The organism is Pseudomonas sp. MPC6 (assembly GCF_006094435.1).
In the GTDB taxonomy this organism is placed as follows: Bacteria; Pseudomonadota; Gammaproteobacteria; order Pseudomonadales; family Pseudomonadaceae; genus Aquipseudomonas.
Window position 1 is genome coordinate 2,824,748 of the sequence record NZ_CP034783.1, and the last position, 22,229, is coordinate 2,846,976.

The window sequence follows — 22,229 nt, forward strand, 5'->3', positions numbered from 1 at the left end:
AGACGCCTTCGCCGGCAAGCCGGCTCCTACAGGGTTTGGCGTTTTCCACAATCCAGCGGTGTGCAGTTGATGGTGTAGGAGCTGGCTTGCCAGCGAAGGCGGCCCCAAGCCTTGCAGTGGCCATGCCGATGCCTTCGCCAGCAAGCCGGCTCCTACACGGGGGTTGGCGTTTTTCGCAATTCAGCGGTGCGCAGGTGATCGTGTAGGAGCTGGCTTGCCAGCGAAGGCGGCCCCAAGCCTTGCAGTGGCCATGAAGACGCCTTCGCCAGCAAGCCGGCTCCTACACAGGTTCAGCGCTGTTTGAACCGCTGCCGGAATTTGTGCAGCAACGGTTCGGTATAGCCATTGGGTTGCGCGCCGCCTTCGAACACCAGCGCACACGCCGCCTGGAACGCCAGAGACTGTTCGAAGTCAGGCGCCATGGCGGTGTACAGGGGATCGCCGGCGTTCTGTTCGTCGACGACCCGGGCCATGCGCTGCAAGATCTCGACAGTCTGGTCCCGGGTGATCACGCCGTGCAGCAGCCAGTTGGCCATGTGCTGGCTGGAAATGCGCAGGGTCGCGCGGTCTTCCATCAGCCCTACGTTGTGGATATCGGGAACCTTGGAGCAGCCGATGCCTTGTTCGACCCAACGCACCACATACCCCAGCAAGCCTTGCGCGTTGTTTTCGACCTCCTGGCGAATCTCGTCCGCCGACCAGGATGGCTCGGTCACTACCGGCACGCTGAGCAAGCCCTCCAGCAACGACTGGCTGACGCCATTGAAATCGGTGTGTTCGAGCTTCTCCTGCACGCCGCGCACCTTGACCTGGTGGTAATGCAGCGCATGCAGGGTCGCGGCGGTTGGCGAAGGCACCCAGGCGGTGTTGGCGCCGGCTTGCGGGTGGACGACTTTCTGTTTCAGCATGTCGGCCATCCGGTCCGGCATGGCCCACATGCCTTTGCCGATCTGCGCGCGGCCACGCAGGTTGCAGTCCAGGCCAACCAGCACGTTATTACGCTCGTAGGACTCGATCCACGGCGTGCTTTTCATGTCGCCCTTGCGCAGCATCGCGCCGGCTTGCATGGCGGTGTGCATCTCGTCACCGGTGCGATCGAGGAAGCCGGTGTTGATGAAGGCGACGCGTGAGGACGCGGCGGCAATGCAGGCCTTGAGGTTGACGCTGGTGCGGCGCTCTTCGTCCATGATGCCCATTTTCAGGGTGTGGCGTTCGAGCTGCAGCAGGTCTTCGATGCGGCTGAACAACTGCTCGGCGAAGGCCACTTCGGCTGGGCCGTGCATTTTCGGCTTGACGATGTAGACGCTGCCGGTGCGGGAGTTGCCGCGGCGTTGCAGGTCATGCAGGGCGATCAGGCTGGTGACGACTCCGTCGAGAATCCCTTCCGGAATTTCCAGCCCGCTTTGGTCGAGAATCGCCGGGCTGGTCATCAAGTGCCCGACGTTGCGGATGAACAGCAGTGAACGCCCGTGCAGCTTCAAGGCAGCGCCGTCGGCGGCGGTGTACTCGCGGTCCGGATTCAGCCGGCGGGTGATGGTCTTGCCGTTTTTCTGCAGGTCCTCTTGCAGGTCGCCCTTCATCAGGCCCAGCCAATTGCGGTAGACCTGCACCTTGTCGTCGGCGTCGACCGCCGCCACCGAGTCTTCGCAATCGATGATGGTCGAGAGCGCCGCCTCCAGCAGCAGGTCCTTGACCCCGGCAGTGTCGGCCTGACCGATGACGCTTTGCCGGTCGATCTGGATCTCCACGTGCAGGTCATTGTTTTTCAGCAGGATGGCCACCGGGTCGGCCAGCGGGCCCTGGAAGCCGATGTATTGCGCGGCGTCGGCCAGACCGGTCAGGCTGCCATCGTTCAAGGTGGCCTGCAGGGTCCCGTTTTCGATCAGGTAACGAGTCACCGCAGCATGGGAGCCGCTGTTCAAGGGAAAAGCCTGGTCGAGGAACGCCCGGGCAAACGCGATGACTTTCGAGCCGCGCACGGGATTGTAGGTACGGCCGGGTTCAGCGCCGTAGTCATGGGAAATCACGTCGGTGCCATAGAGTGCGTCGTACAACGATCCCCAGCGCGCATTGGCGGCATTGAGTGCATAACGCGCGTTGACGGCCGGGACCACCAGTTGCGGTCCGGCCTGCAAGCTGATTTCCGTATCGACGTTGGCGGTGCTGACCTTGACCTCAGCCGGTGGCGTTTGCAGGTAACCGATGCCGCTGAGGAAATCGCGATAGGCCTGCATGTCGCTCACCGGTCCCGGGTGGGCGCGGTGCCAGGTATCCAGTTCGGCTTGCAGGCGATCCCGTTCGGCCAGCAGCGCGCGGTTTTGCGGCGCCAGTTCATGCACCAGCGCGGCGAATCCACCCCAGAATGCCTGCGGGTCCAGACCGGTGCCCGGCAGCACGTCCACCTCAACGAAACGTTGCAGGACGGGCGCGACCCTGAGGCCTTGGCAGTTGACGAAATCGGTCACTTTTTACATCTCCATCACACACTGTTTATCGAGCGCGAACAGCGCCCGGCTCAATTCAGTTCAGGCATTGCGCCCCGGCCTTGGCCACCTGCGCATCCTGCTCGGCCTTGACCCCGGACACCCCGACGGCACCGATGACCTGGCCGTCGACGATGATCGGCACACCGCCTTCCAGGGAGGTCAGCAGGGGCGCTGACAGGAAGGCGTGGCGTCCACCGTTGACCATCTCTTCGTAGCCTTTGGACTCGCGCCGACCCAGGGCCGAAGTGCGGGCTTTTTCGGTGGCGATGTAGGCGCCGATCGGGGCGCAACCGTCGAGGCGTTCGAGGGCCAGCGGGTGACCGCCGTCGTCGACGATCGCGATGGTCACGGCCCACTGGTTGTTCTGGGCTTCGGTGCGGGCGGCAGCGAGGATCTGGCTGACTTCGGTCTGACTCAGTACGGCTTTGCTTTTCATATAATTCTCCAGGGTTGGGTTAAGGCAATGCGGCTTCGACCAGTTCGATCCAGTGCCTGACCGGGGTTCGGCCCGCACCGTCGAGGTGCGACTGACAGCCGATATTGGCGGTGACGATGACGTCGGGATGTCCGCTTTCCAGGGCATTGAGCTTGTTGTCGCGCAGTTGCCGGGACAGTTCGGGTTGGGTCACTGAATAGGTGCCCGCGGAGCCGCAGCACAGGTGGCCGTCGGGCACGGAGGTGAGGTTGAAGCCCAGGCGGGTCAGGATGGCCTCGACCGCGCCACCGAGTTTCTGTGCGTGCTGCAAGGTGCAGGGGCAATGAAACGCCAGGCGCTGGTCGCTGTGCACGCCAAGCTTTTCCAGCGGCTCGTCGCGCAGCACTTCGACCAGGTCCTTGGCCAGGGCGCTGACCTTTTTCGCCTTCTCGGCATAGGCCGGGTCGGCGCTGAGCAGGTGCCCGTAGTCCTTGATGAAGGCGCCGCAACCGCTGGCGGTTTGCACAATGGCTTCGGCGCCGTTTTCAATGCTTGGCCACCAGGCGTCGATGTTGCGCCGGGCGCGATCGAGGCCGGCGGCCTGGGCGTCGAGGTGATAATCCACGGCGCCGCAGCAGCCTGCTTCGCGGGTTGCGGTGACGCTGATTCCCAGTCGATCCAGGACTCGCGCGGTGGCCGCGTTGGTATTGGGCGACAGGCTCGGCTGCACGCAGCCTTCGAGCATCAGTACCTGCCGGGCGTGGCGGGTGACCGGGCGCGGCTTGGCCGGGTAAACGCGGCGCGGCAGCTTGGCCTGCAAAGCAGTGGGCAGCAACGCGCGGAACACCTGGCCGCTGCTCACTAGCGCCTTGAACAGTCGCGGATTGGGCACGACGCCGCGCAAGCCTTCGCGCAACAGACGCTGGTCGATCGAACGCGGCACGGCGGCATCGACCACCGCGCGGCCGATGTCGAGCAAGTTGTGGTAGTCGACACCGGAAGGGCAGGTGGTTTCACAGTTACGGCAGGACAGGCAGCGATCCAGGTGCTGTTGGGTTTTCCGGGTGACTTCGTTGCCTTCCAGCACCTGCTTGATCAGGTAGATGCGCCCCCGGGGGCCATCCAGTTCATCGCCGAGCAACTGATAGGTCGGGCAGGTGGCATTGCAGAAACCGCAGTGCACGCAGGTGCGCAGGATGCTTTCGGCTTCTTCGGCGCGGGGCAGTTGGCGGGCCTTTTCGCTCAAGGTGGTCTGCATGGGTCAAAGCTCCGCGTACAGGCGACCGGGGTTGAAGATGCCCCGGGGATCGAGTTGCCGCTTGAGGCTGCGGTGGTAACGCAGCAGTGCCTCCGGCAGCGGCTGGAACGGGCTGTCGACCAGACCGTGGCTGTAGCAGGTCACATGCCCGCCGACCTCTTCGACGATCGAGCGGATGAACGAGGCTTCGGCATCGGATTTGAGCCAGCGCTGTGCGCCGCCCCAATCGATCAGCTGCCGGCCGGGCAGGGACAGTCGAGGGGTGTTGTGCGGCACCGACAGACGCCACAGTGGCTGGTCCTCGTCGAAGAAACTCAAGCGATGTTCGTTGAGGTCCGCCCAATAAGAAGCCTCCAGCACCTCGCCACCCAAGCGGTCATGGGCGGCCGCCACCGAGCCTTCGCCACCCTCGAGCCGCAGGTGCAGGCGCTGGCCGTCGTGACAGGCAGCGCTGATCGGCAGCGGTTGCTGGCCCCATTCCGCCAGGCGCAACAGGGCGCGATCGCTGTCCATGTCGAGGCTGATGCTCAAGCATTGCCGCGGTTTGGGCAGGACCTTGAGCGAGACTTCGGTGATCACGCCCAGGGCGCCGTAGCTGCCGGCCATCAGGCGCGACAGGTCGTAGCCGGCGACGTTCTTCATCACTTCGCCACCGAATCGCAAATGCTTGCCGAGCCCGGTGATGACCCGGGTGCCGAGCACGAAGTCCCGCACCGAGCCGGACCAGGGACGGCGCGGTCCCGACAGCCCGCTGGCGATCATGCCCCCCACGGTGGCGTCGTCGCCGAAGGATGGCGGTTCGCAGGGCAGCATCTGCTGCGCCGCGTCCAGCACTTGCGCGAGTTCGGCCAATGGTGTGCCGCAGCGGACGGTGATCACCAGTTCGGTCGGGTCGTAGCTGACGATGCCCCGGTGCGAGCGCGTGTCGAGCACTTCCCCGGCGACGATGCGCCCCAGGAACGCCTTGCTGTTGGAACCCTGAATGCGCAGCGGCGTGGCGTTTTGCAAAGCCTGGTTGACTTGTTCCAACAGGGTGCCGCTGTCATCCATATCGTGTTCGCCAAGCATCAGAAACGCTCCAGTTCAGGGAAGGGCATCTGCCCCATGTGCACGTGCATGGCGCCAAACTCGGCGCAGCGGTGCAGCGTCGGAATGTTCTTGCCGGGGTTGAGCAAGCCACTGGGATCGAAGGCGGCTTTGACGGCATGGAACAGGGTCAGCTCATCGCTGTTGAATTGCGCACACATCTGATTGATCTTCTCGCGACCCACACCGTGTTCGCCGGTAATGCTGCCGCCGACTTTCACGCACAATTCGAGGATCTTGCCGCCCAGGGCTTCGGCGCGATCGAGTTCGCCGGGTTGGTTGGCATCGAACAGAATCAACGGGTGCATGTTGCCGTCACCGGCATGGAACACGTTGGCCACCCGCAGGTCGTACTCGGCTGACAACGCGGCAATGGCTTGCAGCACGCCGGGCAGTTCGCGACGCGGGATGGTGCCGTCCATGCAGTAATAATCCGGGGAGAGCCGGCCCACCGCCGGGAACGCATTCTTGCGCCCGGCCCAGAAGCGCACCCGTTCGGCCTCGTCTTTAGCCAGGCGCACTTCGGTGGCGCCGGCCTGTTCCAGCACCTGGCGCACGCGGTCGCAGTCGTCGTGGACGTCGGCTTCGACGCCATCGAGTTCACACAGCAGTATGGCTTCGGCATCCACCGGATAGCCGGCGTGGATGAAGTCTTCGGCGGCGCGGATGGCCAGGTTGTCCATCATTTCCAGGCCGCCGGGGATGATGCCGGCGGCAATGATGTCACCCACGGCGCGCCCGGCCTTTTCTACCGAGTCGAACGCCGCCAGCAGCACCTTGGCGGTCTGCGGTTTGGGCAGCAGCTTGACCGTGACTTCGGTGATCACCCCGAGCATGCCTTCGGAGCCGGTGAACAGTGCCAGCAGATCGAACCCCGGCGAGTCGAGGGCGTTCGACCCCAGGCTCAGGTGCTCGCCATCGACGGTGAGGATGTCGACCTTGAGCAGGTTGTGCACGGTCAGCCCGTACTTCAGGCAATGCACGCCACCGGCGTTTTCCGCGACGTTGCCGCCGATGGAGCAGGCGATCTGCGAGGAAGGGTCCGGCGCGTAGTACAGGCCGAACGGTGCCGCCGCCTGGGAAATCGCCAGGTTGCGCACCCCCGGCTGGACCCGGGCGGTGCGGGCGGCAGGGTCGATGTGCAGGATGTTGTTGAAGCGCGCCATCACCAGCAGCACGCCCTTTTCCAGGGGCAACGCACCGCCGGACAAACCGGTGCCGGCGCCGCGGGCGACCACCGGGACCTGCAGTTCGTGGCAGACACGCAGCACGCCTTGCACCTCGTCGAGGTGACGTGGCAGCACCACCAGCATCGGCGTGGTGCGATAGGCAGAGAGTCCGTCGCATTCGTACGGCTTGAGTTCTTCGCGCTGATGCAGGATTTCCAGATCCGGCAAGCGCGTTTGCAGCGCCTGGATCAGTGCGGCCCTGTCGACATCAGGCAAGACACCGTCGACGCGTTCATCGTAGAGGATGTTCATAGGCGGTTCACGGCACTCGGTTGTTTTTATTAGAACCCTGTTTGCGGATAACGCTCACTTGCATCATTGGCCCGAGGCGGTCTACTGTCTATGCGTTGTTTGACTGGTCGAACCAGTTTTTTATTCGAAATTCCCCGTAATGTCTGAAAAACACTCTATAAAACATCAGCTTATAAGTGTGTCTGCGGGAGTCTGATTAAGTTTGTGCAGCTGGTCATACCAGTTGGAGAGTTAATGGAAAACCCAGGAACGAGTCGTAACCCGCAAGTCGCGGACGTGGTTTGTGAGCGCATCGAACGGCTGATCGTCGACGGGGTGCTCAAGACCGGGCAGCTATTGCCGTCGGAGCGGCGCCTGACGGAAAAACTCGGCGTCTCGCGCACGGCACTGCGCGAAGGGCTGAAGCTGTTGCGCGCCCGCGGCATTATCCGGACCGAACAGGGCAAGGGCTCATTCGTCGCCGACCTTTCCGGTCACGGTGGGGTATCGCCGCTGATGCACCTGTTCAGCTCGCAGCCACGCACCCTTTATGATCTGTTCGAAGTGCGCAGCCTGCTCGAGGGCGAATCCGCGCGCCTGGCGGCCTTGCGCGGCACCGACGCCGACTTTGTCCTGATCACTCGTGCGTATGAGGCATTGATCGATGCTCATAACCATCCGCTGCAAGCGAGCGACCATGCCCGGCTCGATCATGCGTTTCACCTGGCCATCTGCGAGGCTTCGCACAACCCGGTGCTGGTGCAGACCTTGCGCTCGCTGACCGACTTGCTGCTCAACACGGTGTTTGCCTCGGTCAACAACCTCTACCACCGCGAACCGCAAAAGCGCCAGATCGACCGCCACCACGCGCGACTCTACAACGCTGTGACCGGGCGCATGCCGGAGCAGGCGCGCAAGGCGGCCATCGCGCATATCCAGAGCCTGTGCGACAACCTCAAGGAAATCGAAGGCGAGGAGCAACGGCTGGTCCGGGCCACGCTACGGCTGGAGGGGTGGACCTGATGCAGCACCTGGATCACTTGTCCCTGCACCTGTTCATCCTGGTCTGCGACGAAGGCACCATCGCCCGGGCCAGTGAGCGAGCCTTCCTCGCACCCTCGGCCGTCAGCAAGCGCATTTCCGACATCGAGGCGCGCTTCGGCACGCCGTTGCTCAAGCGCAGCAAGCGTGGGGTCGAACCGACGCCGGCAGGGCTGGCGTTGCTGCGGCATGCGCGGTCACTGACCCGGGCGATGGAACGGCTCGACAGCGAACTCGGCGAATACGCCGAAGGGGCCCGCGGGCATGTGCGGGTCCTGGCGAACGTCTCGTCAATCATGGAGTTTCTGCCGGAGGAACTCTCCGCTTTCATGCTGGACAACCCGCGAATCCAGGCCGACATCGAAGAGCGTTTCAGCCCCGATGTCGTGCGCGGGGTGGCCGAGGGCAATGCCGACCTGGGCATCTGCCGGCGCTCGATGGCCGTGGGCGACCTGGAATTTTTGCCTTACCGTCAGGACCACCTCGCAGTCGTGGTGAGCGCGAGTCATCCCTTGGCCGATCGCAGCCGCATTGCCTTCGAAGAGACGCTGGACTTCGATCATCTGGGGTTGTCGGCCTTCGCCACCCTCAATACCTTCATGCGCGAAGACGCGTCCAGGCATGGCCGGGAGCTGCGTTTCCGCTCCTATGTCTCGTCATTCGATGCCGCGTTCCGCCTGGTGCAGTTCGGCCTGGGACTGGCGGTGTTCCCGCTGGAAGCGGTGGCGCGCTACGCGCAACTGTTCGACCTGCGCATCATCCCCCTGACCGACGATTGGGCGCTGGGCGAGTTTGTGATCTGCGTGCGCGATCGTGAGGCCTTGTCACTGTCGGCGCGTCGATTGCTCGACCATCTGCTGTTGCGTGCACCGCCGCGCCAATCGCCGCTCTGATCCATCGCGGTTGACGATGGATCAGGCCGTGAATCACGTCTTTTCAGCGTCGCGCTGTCTCTCTAGTCTGGGCCTGTGCTTCAGCCTGTGAGAGAACTTCATGACAACAATAACGATCAACGAAGTCGGCATGCGCGATGGTTTGCAGAGCCTGCAAGCCATCATGCCCACCAACGCCAAGCGCCATTGGATCGACGCGGCCTATGCCGCCGGCGTGCGCCACATGGAAGTCGCGTCCTTCGTGCCGGCCAGACTGTTGCCGCAAATGGCCGATGCCAGGGAAGTGGTGGCCCATGCCTTGAGTTACCCCGACCTGGTGGTCTCGGTCCTGGCGCCGAACCTGCGCGGCTGCCGCGACGCACTGGAATCCGGCGCGCACCGCATCATCGCGCCGGTCTCGGTCAGCGCCGCCCATAGCCTGGCCAATGTCCGGCGCACCCCGCTGGAAATGGTCGAGGAGCTGGCGCGGATGTGCCGGTTGCGGACCGAGATGGGCTTGCACAGGGTTCAGCTGATTGCCGGAATGTCGGTCGCCTTCGGCTGCACCCGCCAGGGCGATGTGCCGCTGAGCGACCTCTGCGAGTTGACCGGCCACGTGCTTGAAGCCGGTTGCGATCTGGTGTCCCTCGGCGACACCACCGGCTACGCCAATCCCGGCCAGGTGGCGACCACCTTGCAGGCGATTCGCGCCATTGCCGGCGACAAGCTCAGGGCCGCGCATTTCCACGACACCCGCGGCCTGGCGCTCGCCAACAGCCTGGTGGCGGTGCAGCAAGGCATCACCGAACTCGATGCGTCCCTGGCCGGGCTGGGCGGCTGCCCGTTTGCCCCCGGTGCGTCCGGCAACACCGTGACCGAAGACCTGGTGTTCATGCTGCAAAGCATGGGCTACGACACCGGCATCGACCTGGCCGCCCTGATCGCCTCACGGCAGGTGCTGCGCGATGCCTTGCCCGACGAAGCCCTGTACGGCTGCATCGCCCGCGCCGGCCTGCCGCTCAATTACACCCCGGCCGCCAGCCGCGCCTGAACCTGTGACGAGGAAAACAATAATGTCCAGACTTCCATTGGACGGCATTCGTGTCGTCGAAATCTCGCACATGGTGATGGGGCCGACCTGCGGGATGATCCTCGGTGACCTCGGCGCCGAAGTGATCAAGATCGAACCGACCCGCGGCGACGGTACCCGCCGCCTGCTCGGTGCCGGTGCCGGGTTCTTTCGCACCTTCAACCGCAACAAGCAGTGCATCGCCATCGACGTCGACACCGCGCAAGGACGCGATGCCGTCCTGGAGCTCATCGACACCGCCGACGTGTTCATCGAGAACTTCAAACCCGGGCGCATGCAGGATCTGGGCTTCGGTTACGAGGCGATTCGTCAACGCAACCCGCGCCTGATCTATGCCTCGCACAAAGGCTTTCTCAAGGGGCCGTATGACAATCGCCTGGCCCTCGACGAAGTGGTGCAGATGATGGCCGGCCTGGCCTACATGACCGGTCCCGTCGGCCGGCCGTTGCGCGCCGGCAGCTCGGTGAACGACATCATGGGCGGCATGTTCGGTGCCATCGGCGTGCTTGCCGCGCTCAACGACCGCCACGTCAGCGGCGTCGGCCGCGAGGTGCAGAGCGCGCTGTACGAAAACTGCGTGTTGCTCGCCGCCCAGCACATGCAGCAGTACGCCGTGACCGGCCAGGCCGCCGCGCCGATGCCGAACCGCATCAGTGCCTGGGCGATCTACGACGTGTTCGAGTTCGCCGGCGGTGAGCAAATGTTCGTCGCCGCCACCGGCGAAGGGCAGTGGAACGCCTTGTGCAAACTGCTGGGCCAGACCGCACTGCTCGACGACCAGACACTCGCCACCAACAACGACCGCGTGCTGCAACGCCCACGGTTGCTGGCGCACCTGGCCGAAGTGTTCGCCACCCTGGACGCCCAGGCCCTGGCGGTACAGCTCGAAGCCCACAGCATTCCTTTCGCGCCGATACGTCGCCCGGAAGAACTGTTCGAAGATCCGCACCTGCTGCAAAGCGGTGGCCTGGCCGATCTCGAACTCGAAGACGGCTCCTTCACTGCCATGCCGTTGCTGCCGTTGTCCCTGGATGGTGAGCGCCTGCAACCGCGCCGCTCGATTCCGCGCATCGGCGAGCATACCCACAAGGTCATGCGTGAACTGGGCTACAGCGACGAGCATATCGCCGAGCTGTGTGCCGCTGGAGTGCTGAAAACCGACGCTCAGGTCTGAGGAGACGCTGCCATGGCTATCTATCAATACGTCAGGTTTATCCCTGCCATTCATGCCGCTTACAGGGAAAAATTGATTCGCATCAGCTAAACCCCGTCGAGCAACTTCCTCAAGGATTTTTGCTTCTCTCCAATAATTACAAGATCGGAGAAACACCATGGTTGCCATGACTGGCGCAATGCCGCTTGCGCGCAGCGAAGAAATCAACGAGTTGCTGCTGTATCGGCGCGTGGCCTGGCGCATCATGCCGCTGGCCATCATCTGCTTTCTGTTTTCCTATTTCGACCGGATCAATATCAGCTTCGCCAAAGTCCAGATGCAACAGGAACTGGGCTTGTCCGACGCGGCCTATGGCCTGGCGGCGAGCATGTTTTTCGTCGGTTATGTGCTTTTCGAAGTGCCGAGCAGCCTGGGCCTCAGGCGCTACGGGGCGCCGGCCTGGATCTGCCGGATCATGATTTCCTGGGGGCTGGCCACCGCGGCCCTGATGTTCGCCTATACCCAATACACCCTGTACTTCCTGCGTTTTCTGATTGGCGTGATGGAAGCCGGCTTCGGCCCGGCGATCCTGTTCTACCTGGCGTGCTGGTTCCCGAAAAAGCACCTGGCGAAGATGAACGGTTTGTGGTTCCTCTCGGTGCCGCTGGCCGGTGCGTTGGGCGGGCCGGCGGCCGGGATCCTGCTGGGGACGATGGATGGCGTGCTCGGCCTGGCGGGCTGGCACTGGCTGTTCCTGATGTCCGGGTTGCCCTGTGTGTTGCTGGGCCTGCTGGTGCTGTGGAAGCTGGACCGGGATATCGAGTCGGCCAAGTGGCTGAGCCGGGGCGAGAAAGACCTGCTGGCGGCCAACCTCGAACACGACCGGGCCAGAGCCAAGCCGGTGCATGCCTCACTGTGGCGGGTGTTGCTGACCCGGGAAGTGGCGATCATGGCGCTGATTTACTTCGTGATCAAAATGGCCTCCTACGGCATCAATTTCTGGATGCCGCACCTGATCAAATCGTCCGGGGTGCAAAGCGTGTTCTGGGTCGGCATGCTGTCATCGCTGCCCTACATCGTGGCGTGCATCGGCATGATCTGGCTGACCCGTCTCTCGGACCGCACCGGCGAGCGCAAGAAGTACCTGGTGATGTGCCTGTTGCTGGCGGCGGTGGGTTACCTGCTGGCCTGCCTGTTCTCCGATTCGTCATGGGCGATGATGGCGGCGCTGGTGATGGCCACGGCGGGCACCTTCATCGCAATTCCGATCTTCTGGACCATTCCGCAATCGACTTTCTCCGGGTTGGCGATTGCCAGCGGCACGGCGGCGATCAACTCCATCGGCCAGCTCAGTGGCATGGTCGCGCCGGTGATGGTCGGCAAGATCAACGACGTCTCCGGCACCAGCTACATGGGCATGCTCTCCATCGCGCCGATGATCCTGATCGCGTGCATCGTGGTCGCGTGCTTCGTCAAGAATCCGAAGACCTGATCCGGTCGTTGAATCGATCCTCGCTCCTGATAACAACAATAAAACAGGCACAAACATGATTTCATTCACCACCCAGCGGGCATCGCTGATGCTCGCGACGCTTTGCTGCGCCTTTCAATCGGCGGTCCAGGCCGGTTTTGTCGACGATGGCAAAGGCAGTCTGGAGCTGCGTAACTTCTACTTTGATCGTGATTTTCACGGTGACTCGGCCACCCAGTCCCGGCGCGGCGAGTGGGCGCAGGGCTTCATGCTGAAGTTGCAATCGGGCTTTACCCCCGGCCCGCTGGGTTTTGGTCTGGATGCCGTGGGCATGCTGGGGATCAAGCTCGACTCCAGCCCGGATCGCTCCGGCAGCGGGTTGTTGCCTCGGGGGGCGGACAAACGTGCGGTCGACGATTATTCCAAGGCCGTTGGCACGTTCAAGGCAAGGCTATCGCAGACCGAGGTCCGCGTGGGCGGTCTCAGCCCGCAGCTGCCGTTGCTGGCGTCCAACAACAGTCGGCTGTTCCCGCAGTGGTTCAACGGTGCCCAGTTGGTGAGCAAGGACCTGGACAACTTCACCTTCACCGCGCTGGAAGTGGACTCGACCAAACTACGTGACTCCACCGATTTCGAAGACCTGACGGCGATGGCGCAGCAGGGGGCTTATTCGACCAGTGTGACCGGTGACCGTTTGTACTACGCCGGCGCTGACTATCAACCACTGAAAAACCTGACGCTGAGCGTGCACAGCAGCCAGCTCGAAGATCTGTTTCGCCGTGACTTTGCGGGGTTCAAGTACAGGATCGGCCTGGGGCCGGGGGATGCGTTTACCGAGTGGCGCTATTTTTCCGCCCGCGAAACCGGGCGCGAGTTGTTGGGCAAGGTCGATAACCGGACCTTGAGCACCCACTTCGGTTATGCGATCAAGGGCCATACCTTCAGCGGCGGCTATCAGAAAGTCCGCGGCGACACGGCTTACGCCTACGTGGGCGGTACCGACACTTATCTGTTCAGCGAGCAGCAGGTCAGTACCTTCGCCCTGGCCAATGAACGGGCCTGGATGATGCGCTATGACTACGATTTCGCGGCGCTCGGGATTCCCGGGCTGACCTTCAACCTGCGGTACGTGAAAGGGGATCAGGTGGATCCGACGGCTATCAACAGCGTCAAGGCTGGTGGTTTACGGGCTTCGGGTGGGGAGGGGGAGGAGTGGGAGCGGACGACGGACTTGAGCTACGTCATCCAGTCCGGGGCTTTGAGGAATGTTTCGCTGCGTTGGCGAAATGCGACGATGCGCTCGAATTTTGCCGATGCGGCGGATGAGAATCGGGTGATTGTTGGGTACACCATCAACTTCTAGGCTTTATCGACTCATAGTGTGGGAGCGCGCTTGCTCGCGATGAGGGCAGTACAGTCAATATCGATGTTGACTGATACGCCGCCTTCGCTGGCAAGCCAGCTCCTACAGGGTTTTGCGTCGATCACTTTCCGCCGACGACCATACTGCTGAACGGCTCTACATACGCCTGCAACGTCACCAGGCCACCGACCAGGATGGCCAGGATGATCGAATGGAAGAACACGTAACGCAGGATTTCCCCCTCATGGCCGTACCAGCGCGTAGCGGTCGAGGCGACCACGATCGACTGCGCGTCGACCATCTTGCCCATGACCCCGCCGGAACTGTTGGCCGCCGCCATCAGCACCGGGCTGAGTCCCAGTTGCTCGGCGGTCACCCGCTGCAAGCCGCCGAACAGCACGTTGGAGGCCGTGTCCGAACCGGTCAGGGCCACGCCGAGCCAGCCGAGCAGGGTGCCGAACATCGGGTAGAAGATACCCGTCGCGGCGAAGGCCAGGCCCATGGTGGCGTCCAGCCCCGAATAGCGCGTGAGGAAACCGAGCGCGAGCATGGCGACGATGGTGATCAACGAGTAACGCACGACCCAGATCGTTCGCAGGTACTGGTGGATCAGTTGCGGGATCGAATACCCCATCAGCAACCCGCCGAGGATCGCCGACAGCAGGATGCCGCTGCCGGTGGCGGTGAACCAGTTGAACTTGTACACCGCCTCTTCGGTTTTAGGCGCAGGCACCACCGGAGGCACCTTCTCGATCTGCTGGTGAATGGTGCCGAAGGTCAGGGTCGGGGCGAAGATCGGATTGGCTTCGCGCATCGGCTTGCCTTGCGGGTCGAGTTTGGCCGAACTGGTGACCGGATCGATCGCCGCGCGGGTATCGAACAGGTTCTTGAAGCTTTGGGTGCCCCAGGCGAACACGAACACCGTCAGGATGATCCACGGCATCCAGGCACGCCTCACCGCCGAGCGGTTTTCGCTGTTGAAATTGGCGGTCGCCGTGGGTTGAACGTCGTGCTCCTCGGCAATCTTCGAATTGTCCACCCGGCCTGACAGCGCTGCGGAAGTATGAATGGTGGCCGGTTTCCAGACCTTGATGAAGGCGGTCAGGCAGGCCATGGAAATCAGCGCGGCGATCACGTCCACCAGCATCGGCCCGTGGTAGTTGGAGACCAGGAACTGCGGCACCGCGAAGCTGACGCCGGCGACCAGGATCGCTGGCCAGATTTCCAGCATCTTGCGCCAGCCGGCAAACGCCCAGATCAGCCAGAACGGCACGATCACCGAGAAAAACGGCAACTGGCGGCCGACCATCATCGACAGCTCCATCTCATCCAGCCCGGTCACCTTGGCCAGGGTGATGATCGGCGTACCCAGGGCGCCGAACGCCACCGGCGCGGTGTTGGCGATCAACGCCAGGCCGGACGCCGCCAGCGGCGAGAACCCCAGCCCGATCAGGATGGCCCCGGTGACCGCCACCGGTGTGCCGAACCCCGCGGCCCCTTCGAAGAATGCGCCGAAGCAGAAGGCGATCAGCAGCAACTGCAGCCGTCGATCGTCGGTGATGCGTGCCAGTGAGTCCTGCAGCACCTTGAACGAGCCGTTCTCGGTCGTCAGCCGGTGCAGGAAGATGATGTTGAGCACGATCCAGCCGATCGGCAGCAAACCGTTGGCGGCACCGTACAGCGCGGCGGAACCGGCCATGTTCGCCGGCATGCCGAAGGCGAAGATTGCAATGATCAACGCCGAACCCAGCGCCATGAGTGCCGCCAGGTGCGCCTTGATGTGGAAAAACGCCAAGGCTGCCAGCATCACTACCACCGGTACTGCCGCCATGATGGTTGAAAACACCGGGTTACCGAACGGATCGTAGATTTGCTGCCAGACCATGTTCCACCTCTGCTTTTTATTGTTGGGAATGCAGACCCCGAAGGGGCGGTGGCTTGTAGTATAGGTGGCATTACTCCGCTGTCCTGGCCTGAGCTAACATGGCCAATAGGTGAATGCGCAACCGCACGTCGACAGGAGGATGCAGCAATGACTGAACGCCATATACAGCACAAGGAAACGCTTTCCAACGGATGCAAGATCGAGGTTAGGACCGAGATTCTGAAGGACGGATCCCTTGGGATGTTTATCGGTGTTTACCGACCTGACGGGACGGTCATCGACGAAAATCATGATCCGAAACCGCACATGCTGGATATGGAAGCCGCGATGGACTGGGGCATCGATATCGCCAAGGGCATCGGGAACAGCCAGAGAACCCTGTGACGTGCGCTTTGACTTCACTGGCATCTAACGCCGTGCTCTTTGGATCAACTGGCATCTAACGCCAGGCTCCCTGTAGGAGCGAGCTTGCTCGCGATGGACGTTAACGAAAACGCGTTCTTTCTGAATCAGCGCGTCGCCCTTGAGACCATCGCGAGCAAGCTCGCTCCTACAGGGGCTGCTGCATCAGCGCCCGGCCTGTTTGTTCAACGCCGCTTCCGCCGCGGCGATTTGCGCCTGGCGCTTGACGATCATGTCGCCCACCGGCGGCCCCTGGAAGCGTCGCGCTTCGAAACCGAACCAGATAATGGCCGTCATGACCAGGAACCCGATGGTGATGTACAGCGCCCAATCGTTCGGTGGCTGGATGCCGATGATGAAAATGATCACCATCGAGAGGATCGAGAGGATGGCGAAGAAGGAGTACCAGAAACGCCCCATGTTCCATGGCCCCATGGTCGGCCACTTCGACGTGCCATAGGTGAACAGGCCGAGGATGATCGGAATGACGAAGGAGAAGAACAGGAAGATCACCGTGCAGGACACCACAATGGTATAGACCGGCGTTGCACCGATCGAGATCACCGACGAGCCCCAGACGAACAATACCGCCAGCGTCGCTCCGGTCCAGATCGCCGGCACCGGGCTGCGGTAAGTCGGCGAGACCGTGGCCAGCGCTTGCGAGAAGGGCAGGCCACCGTCGCGGGAGAAGGCGAAAATCATTCGTGAAACCGAGGTCACGGTCGCCAGCCCGCACAGAAACTGCGAGATGAAAATCGCCAGGTACAGCGCCGTCTTGACGGCCGGGTTGACTTGAGTGTCCATCGCCCAGAAGAACACATTCCACCCCTTCGTCGCCGCTTCGTCCATGCTCGGCAGCATCAGCACGAACGAGCTGAGCATGAGCCAGCCAAACAGCAGCGACCAGACCACCGACATGACCATGCCGACCGGCACCGACATCGCCGCGTTGCGGGTTTCCTCGGAGGTATGCGCGGAGGCGTCATAGCCGGTGATGGTGTAGATCGGCAAGAGCAGGCCGAGCATGAAAATCCAGCCGTTCGAGACTGGTGGCCAGACGCTGCCGCCAGCCTCGCCGGAATAATTGCCAAAGGTCACCAGCCGGACGAATTCATAGCTGGGGGCCGCGATCAGGCACACGATGGTCAGTGCGATCGCCGTCGCGAAGATCAGATAGCCCGAGAAGTCGGTGAGCTTGGCGGTCAGGCCAATGCCGAAATGGTTGCACAAGGCCTGGATGCCGGTGAGGATCGCCAGGAAGATCATCCGGGTCGTCGTCGTGTCTTCCATGCCCAGGGCCGGACCGAAAGCCCCGAAAAAGAAGTAGTAAGTCCCGACGTTGATCGCCCCGAGCACCGTGACCAGCCCCAGCAGGTTGAACCAGGCCGTCAGCCAGCCGGTGAAGCGGTTACCCAGAATCGAACCCCAGTGATACAGACCGCCCGCGGTCGGATAGGCCGAGGAAATCTGCGCCATGGCCATGGCAAAGACCCCGGAAATCAGGCAGCCGATCGGCCAGCCGATGCCGATCGACGCGCCGCCCGCGCCCGAGGTGCCCTGGGCCAGTGAGTTGATGCCGCCCGAGAGGATGCAGATGATCGAAAAGGAAATGGCAAAGTTGGAGAAAACGCCCATTCGTCGCGACAGCTGCTGGGCATAGCCCATGCTGTGCAGCACCTTGACGTCATCGTCTTGCGGCGCGCCGGTGCCGGGCTGGCTTGCTGGGTTCATTGGGTGTGCTCCTACAGACGGCCGTGAAAAGCTGCGTTAAAAATCTCGGCCGCACCGGCCCGGGTCAACGGCAGCGGGTTGCCGCTGGCCGAGGGGTCGACAACCGCCATGTCCGCGATCAGGTCGGCCTGGCGATCGTCCACGCCCAGCTCGAACAGCGTGTGCGGCACGCCGATGTCCTTGCGCAGTTTGAGGACGAAGGCCAGGAAGCTGTCGAAGCCCGGCGAAGGCAGGCGCAGCCAGGCCGCCAGGCGCGTGATGCGTTCTTCGATGGCCGGGCGATTGAATTTCAGGACATAGGGCATCAAGGTGGCGTTGGTCATGCCGTGATGGGTGTCGTACAGCGCGCCCACCGGATGGGCGAGGGCGTGCATGCCGCCCAGGCCTTTCTGGAAGGCGGTGGCGCCCATCGCCGCAGCGGCGAGCATCTGCCCGCGCGCCTCGAGGTCGGAGGGCATGTGCACGGCCCGCACCAGGGCATTGGCGATCAGGCGCATGCCTTCCACGGCGATGCCTTCGGCCATGGGATGAAAACCGGGGGCGCAGTAGGCCTCCAGGCAGTGCGAAAACGCGTCCATGCCGGTGCCAGCGGTGACTTTGGCCGGCATGCCGACGCTCAGGGCCGGGTCGCTGATGACCACTCGCGGCATCATTTTCGGGTGAAAGATGATGCGTTTGGTGTGGCTGCGCTCGTCGATGATCACCGCCGCACGGCCCACTTCCGAGCCGGTGCCCGCTGTCGTCGGCACCGCGATCACCGGGGCGATGCGGCTTTCGTCGGCCCGGGTCCAGTAGTCGCCGATGTCTTCGAAATCCCAGACCGGTCGCGTCTGGCCGCTCATGAAGGCGATGAGCTTGCCCATGTCCAGGCCGCTGCCACCGCCGAAGGCGACTACGCCATCGTGCTTGCCGGCGCGCCAGGCATCGAGCCCGCCCGCCAGGTTGGCTTCGACCGGATTGGGCTTGAGGTCGCAAAACAATGCCACGCCAAGACCGGCGGCGCGCAGGGCGTCCAGCGCGGCGGCGGTGATCGGGGCGCGGGCCAGGCCGCTGTCGGTGACCAGCAGCGGTCGCTCGATTCCCTGGCTGCGGCAAGTCTCGGCCAGTTCGGCAATGCGCCCGGCACCGAAGCGGATGCTGGTGGGGTAGTTCCAGTTCGCGGTCAGGCTCATGGCTCGCCTCTCAAGGTTCAAGACTCATGGTTCAAATCTCATGGCGCAAATGGAAGGATTTCGCGCGGGTCAGATGTTCGTAGCCCAGGCGCGACAGCGTGACCCCGCGTCCGCTGTTCTTGACCCCGGTCCAGGCCAGGGCCGGGTCGAGGTAATCGCAGCGGTTCATGAACACCGTGCCGGTGTCGATCTGGTTGCCCAGGTGTTCGGCGGCGGCGAGGTGTTGGGTCCAGATGGACGCGCTGAGCCCGAACTCACTGTCGTTCATCAAGGCGATGGCTTCATCGTCGCTGGCCACCGGCATGATGCCGACCACCGGCCCGAAGCTTTCCTCGCGCATCACCGACATCTGATGGCTGACATCGACCAATACCTGAGGTGCGAGGTAAGCGCTGTCCGGCGCGTCGGCGGGAAAGGCCCTTGGGTCGATCAGCGCCCGGGCGCCCTGTGTCAGGGCTTCGGCGATCTGATCGCGGACGAAATCAGCGGCGCCACGTGACACCATCGGGCCGAGCGTGGTGGCTTCGTCCAGCGGATTGCCCAGCACATACTGGCGAGTCAAGGTAACGAATCGCTCGACAAAGGCCGGGTAGAGTTGTTCATCGACATAGATGCGCTCGATCGCGCAGCAGCTCTGTCCGGAGTTGAAGAAGCTGCCGTCCACCAGGTTTTCCACCGCATGCTCGAGGTTGGCGTCGGCCCGGACATAGGCCGGGTCTTTGCCGCCAAGCTCCAGGCCCACCCCGACGAACTCTCCGATGGCAGCGTGTTCCATGCTCTTGCCACCTTCCACTGAACCTGTGAAGTTCACCTGCTGCACACGTCCGGAGGCAATGATCGCCCCGGTATAAACATGACTGAGCAGCAGGTTCTGGAACAGCCCATCGGGCAGATGGGCGCGGCGGAACGCCTCGGCAAACCGTTCGCCGACCAGCAGCGTTTGTGAAGCATGTTTGAGGATGACGCTGTTGCCGGCCATCAGCGCTGGAATGATCGTATTCACTGCCGTCAGATAGGGGTAATTCCAAGGGGCGACGACCAATACCGTACCCAGCGGCTCGCGTTTGATAAATCGGCGAAAGCCCGCGATGGGCGTGGGCTCCAGCGCTGCCAACGCTTCAGGCGCAATGGCGATCATATGCCGGGCACGTTCTTCGAAGCCGCGCAATTCGCCTGCACCGAAGCGCACCGGGCGGCCCATCTGCCAGGCCAGTTCCGGCACGATTTCAGCCTTCATGGCCAACATTGCGTCCACTGCGGCGCTGCAGAAGGCGGCGCGTTCGCTCAGTGGGCGGTGTTTCCATAACCCCTGGGCCGCTTCGGCAGCCACCAACGCCTGGTCGATCTGCCCGGCATCGGCGCAGCGGCGTTCGGCATAGACCCGGCCATCGACCGGCGAGATGAGCTGAATCGTTGAAGTCATGATCTTCTCGATAAAGGCGGCTCAGTAGCGCTCGAAACCGCGCTGCAGTTCCCAGTCGGTAATCCGCCGGTCGTACTCCTTCTGCTCCCATTCGGCGGTGTGCACGTAGTGGTCGATCACTTCATCGCCGAATGCCTCGCGCAACATGCTCGACGTCTGCAGCGCGGCACAGGCCGCGCGCAGGGTCTTGGACACTTCCGGCAGGTGCTCGTCGACGTAGGCATCGCCTTCAAACGGCGGCGCGAGCTCAAGCTTCTCGTCGATCCCGGCCAGCCCGGCGGCAATCAACGCGGCGAACGCCAGGTACGGGTTGAGGTCGGCGCCGCCGATGCGACATTCGATGCGGATGGCTTTGCTGTCCTCGGCGCACAAGCGAAAGCCCGCGGTGCGATTGTCCCGGCTCCAGACCGCTCGCGTCGGGGCAAACGTGCCGGCCTGGAACCGCTTGTAGGAGTTGATGTAGGGCGCGAGGAAACAGGTGATGTCGTTGGCATACTTGAGCTGCCCGGCCACCCAGGCGCGCATCAGCTTCGACATGCCGAACTGCGCCTTGGCGTCGAAGAACAGCGACTTCTTGCCATTCTTGTCCCACAGCGAATTGTGGATGTGACTGCTGGAGCCGGCCGCGTCATAACGCCACTTGGCCATGAAGGTGATCGCCTTGCCCTGCAGCTGCGCGATCTCCTTGCAGGCGTGCTTGATGATGACGTGGTGGTCGGCCATGGTCAGCGCATCGGCATAACGGATGTTGATCTCTTCCTGGCCTGGGCCCCATTCACCCTTGGAGTTTTCCACGGGAATGCCCGAGGCCTGCAGATGTTTGCGAATCGCCCGCAGCACCGGTTCCTCGCGGGTGGTCTGCAGGATGTTGTAATCCTCGATGTAATGGCCGGCCGTCTTGGGCTGGTGGTAGTTGCGGTGGTGAATGGCTTCGTAGCTCTCGTCGAACAGATAGAACTCCAGTTCCGAGGCGAACATGCCGGTATAACCGCGCTGGCGCAGGCGCTCGATCTGCTTTTTCAGGATGGCCCGCGGGCTGTGCGGCAAGTCTTGCCGATGGTGATGATCGAGCACGTCGCACAGCACCAGCGCCGTGCACTCCAGCCAGGGCACCCGGCGCAAGGTGGCCATGTCCGGCTTGAGCACAAAGTCGCCATAGCCTTTGCTCCAGCTGGCGGCGGCATAACCCGGCACCGGTTCCATGTCGATGTCATCGGCCAGCAGGTAATTGCAGCAGTGGGTTTCTTCATGGCCGCTGTCGATGAAAAACTCGACCTGGAAGCGCTTGCCGACCAGCCGCCCCTGCATATCGACCATGCACACCAGCACGGTATCGATTTCGCCGGCAGCCGCGGCACGCTTGAGTTGGTCGAAACTGAGGAGGGGCTCGGTCATCACGTCAGTCCTGCGTGAAGGGGTTGGACCTTTCTGAAATAGCTGTTGCAGACGCTCTCCAGAAAAAACCAAAACCTGCAGACGCGAGCATCGTGGGCAATGAGCTGTTCTTAGCTTAGCTTACTGTTGGAATGCGCAAGTTTCGCCAATCGACGCCGAACAAGGCGGGCCGGGCACCGGCTCGCGAGGAGACACAGATGGGCAAGAAAAAAGAGCACAACCCGTACCGCCAACTCAAAAAGCAGTACCCGGATTACCTGGTCGCCGTGCAGGCGCTGGGTACGGCGGTGCGGCATGCCGGGCCTCTGGACGATGCCATGGTCCAGCTGATCCAGCTCGGCGCCGCGGCAGCCATTCGCTCCGAGGGCGCGGTGCATAGCCATGCCAGGCGGGCCCTGGAAGCAGGCGCTACGCCAGAGCAGATCCGTCACGCTCTGATCGCGCTGACGAGCACGATCGGTTTCCCTACCGTCGTCGCGGCCATCAGCTGGGTGGAGGATGTGCTCGAGCAATGAACGGGCCGCCA

Annotated in this window: 18 protein-coding genes; 8 read left to right on the forward strand and 10 right to left on the reverse strand. The window is 62.9% G+C overall.

The window, feature by feature from the left end; translation table 11 throughout:
* Positions 1–290: 290 nt before the first annotated feature.
* Genes ELQ88_RS15255 through glcD form a run of 5 tightly spaced genes read right to left on the reverse strand, consistent with a single transcriptional unit; the run spans position 291 to position 6,726 of the window.
* Positions 291–2,465 (reverse strand): malate synthase G, encoded by a 2,175-nt coding sequence (locus ELQ88_RS15255; protein WP_138966050.1) that lies wholly within the window; start codon positions 2,463–2,465, stop codon positions 291–293.
* 55 nt (positions 2,466–2,520) lie between these two features.
* Positions 2,521–2,922 (reverse strand): heme-binding protein, encoded by a 402-nt coding sequence (locus ELQ88_RS15260; protein ID WP_138966052.1) that lies wholly within the window; start codon positions 2,920–2,922, stop codon positions 2,521–2,523.
* Between the two features lie 19 nt (positions 2,923–2,941).
* On the reverse strand, positions 2,942–4,159 hold the full coding sequence (gene glcF / locus ELQ88_RS15265; protein ID WP_138966054.1) for a glycolate oxidase subunit GlcF: 1,218 nt from the start codon (positions 4,157–4,159) through the stop codon (positions 2,942–2,944).
* A 3-nt stretch (positions 4,160–4,162) separates the two neighbouring features.
* A complete protein-coding gene (gene glcE, locus ELQ88_RS15270; protein WP_138966056.1) occupies positions 4,163–5,227 on the reverse strand; it encodes a glycolate oxidase subunit GlcE in 1,065 nt (354 codons plus the stop codon).
* The gene (gene glcD / locus ELQ88_RS15275) at positions 5,227–6,726 is read right to left on the reverse strand and encodes a glycolate oxidase subunit GlcD (RefSeq protein ID WP_138966057.1); all 1,500 of its coding nucleotides are present in this window, start codon (positions 6,724–6,726) and stop codon (positions 5,227–5,229) included. The genes glcE and glcD overlap by 1 nt, the downstream gene beginning before the upstream one ends.
* A 234-nt stretch (positions 6,727–6,960) precedes the next feature.
* On the opposite strand from glcD, the gene glcC reads away from it, so the two are divergent.
* The 6 genes from glcC (at position 6,961) to ELQ88_RS15305 (ending at position 13,695) form a co-directional block, all read left to right on the forward strand.
* Complete coding sequence (glcC, locus tag ELQ88_RS15280; RefSeq protein WP_128869849.1) at positions 6,961–7,728, forward strand: transcriptional regulator GlcC; 768 nt, start codon at positions 6,961–6,963, stop codon at positions 7,726–7,728.
* On the forward strand, positions 7,728–8,639 hold the full coding sequence (locus ELQ88_RS15285; protein ID WP_138966059.1) for a LysR family transcriptional regulator: 912 nt from the start codon (positions 7,728–7,730) through the stop codon (positions 8,637–8,639). The genes glcC and ELQ88_RS15285 overlap by 1 nt, the downstream gene beginning before the upstream one ends.
* A 100-nt stretch (positions 8,640–8,739) precedes the next feature.
* Positions 8,740–9,669, forward strand: a complete 930-nt coding sequence (locus tag ELQ88_RS15290; protein WP_138966061.1) for a hydroxymethylglutaryl-CoA lyase — start codon at positions 8,740–8,742, stop codon at positions 9,667–9,669.
* 22 nt (positions 9,670–9,691) lie between these two features.
* Complete coding sequence (locus ELQ88_RS15295; RefSeq protein WP_138966063.1) at positions 9,692–10,882, forward strand: CaiB/BaiF CoA-transferase family protein; 1,191 nt, start codon at positions 9,692–9,694, stop codon at positions 10,880–10,882.
* Between the two features lie 157 nt (positions 10,883–11,039).
* Positions 11,040–12,353, forward strand: coding sequence for an MFS transporter (locus tag ELQ88_RS15300; RefSeq protein ID WP_138966065.1), 1,314 nt, complete (start codon positions 11,040–11,042; stop codon positions 12,351–12,353).
* A gap of 55 nt (positions 12,354–12,408) precedes the next feature.
* A complete protein-coding gene (locus tag ELQ88_RS15305; RefSeq protein WP_138966067.1) occupies positions 12,409–13,695 on the forward strand; it encodes an OprD family porin in 1,287 nt (428 codons plus the stop codon).
* 121 nt (positions 13,696–13,816) lie between these two features.
* On the opposite strand, the gene ELQ88_RS15315 is transcribed toward ELQ88_RS15305, so the two are convergent.
* Complete coding sequence (locus ELQ88_RS15315; RefSeq protein ID WP_138966069.1) at positions 13,817–15,580, reverse strand: L-lactate permease; 1,764 nt, start codon at positions 15,578–15,580, stop codon at positions 13,817–13,819.
* Positions 15,581–15,727: 147 nt separating this feature from the next.
* Here ELQ88_RS15315 and ELQ88_RS15320 point away from each other — a divergent pair, with 147 nt between their 5' ends.
* On the forward strand, positions 15,728–15,964 hold the full coding sequence (locus ELQ88_RS15320; protein WP_128869851.1) for a hypothetical protein: 237 nt from the start codon (positions 15,728–15,730) through the stop codon (positions 15,962–15,964).
* A 183-nt stretch (positions 15,965–16,147) separates the two neighbouring features.
* Here ELQ88_RS15320 and ELQ88_RS15325 read toward each other — a convergent pair whose 3' ends face one another.
* The 4 genes from ELQ88_RS15325 to ELQ88_RS15340 are packed head-to-tail and all read right to left on the reverse strand — an operon-like array spanning position 16,148 to position 21,703.
* Entirely contained in the window at positions 16,148–17,713 is a 1,566-nt protein-coding gene (locus ELQ88_RS15325; protein ID WP_138966071.1) for an amino acid permease, read from the reverse strand.
* 11 nt (positions 17,714–17,724) lie between these two features.
* On the reverse strand, positions 17,725–18,885 hold the full coding sequence (locus ELQ88_RS15330) for an iron-containing alcohol dehydrogenase (protein WP_138966073.1): 1,161 nt from the start codon (positions 18,883–18,885) through the stop codon (positions 17,725–17,727).
* A gap of 31 nt (positions 18,886–18,916) precedes the next feature.
* Complete coding sequence (locus ELQ88_RS15335; RefSeq protein ID WP_138966075.1) at positions 18,917–20,308, reverse strand: aldehyde dehydrogenase family protein; 1,392 nt, start codon at positions 20,306–20,308, stop codon at positions 18,917–18,919.
* A 21-nt stretch (positions 20,309–20,329) separates the two neighbouring features.
* Positions 20,330–21,703 carry a glutamine synthetase family protein gene (locus ELQ88_RS15340; RefSeq protein ID WP_138966077.1) on the reverse strand — a complete coding sequence of 458 codons (1,374 nt, stop codon included), beginning with the start codon at positions 21,701–21,703 and terminating at the stop codon, positions 20,330–20,332.
* Between the two features lie 197 nt (positions 21,704–21,900).
* Here ELQ88_RS15340 and ELQ88_RS15345 point away from each other — a divergent pair, with 197 nt between their 5' ends.
* A complete protein-coding gene (locus tag ELQ88_RS15345) occupies positions 21,901–22,218 on the forward strand; it encodes a carboxymuconolactone decarboxylase family protein (protein WP_138966079.1) in 318 nt (105 codons plus the stop codon).
* Positions 22,219–22,229: the final 11 nt, after the last annotated feature.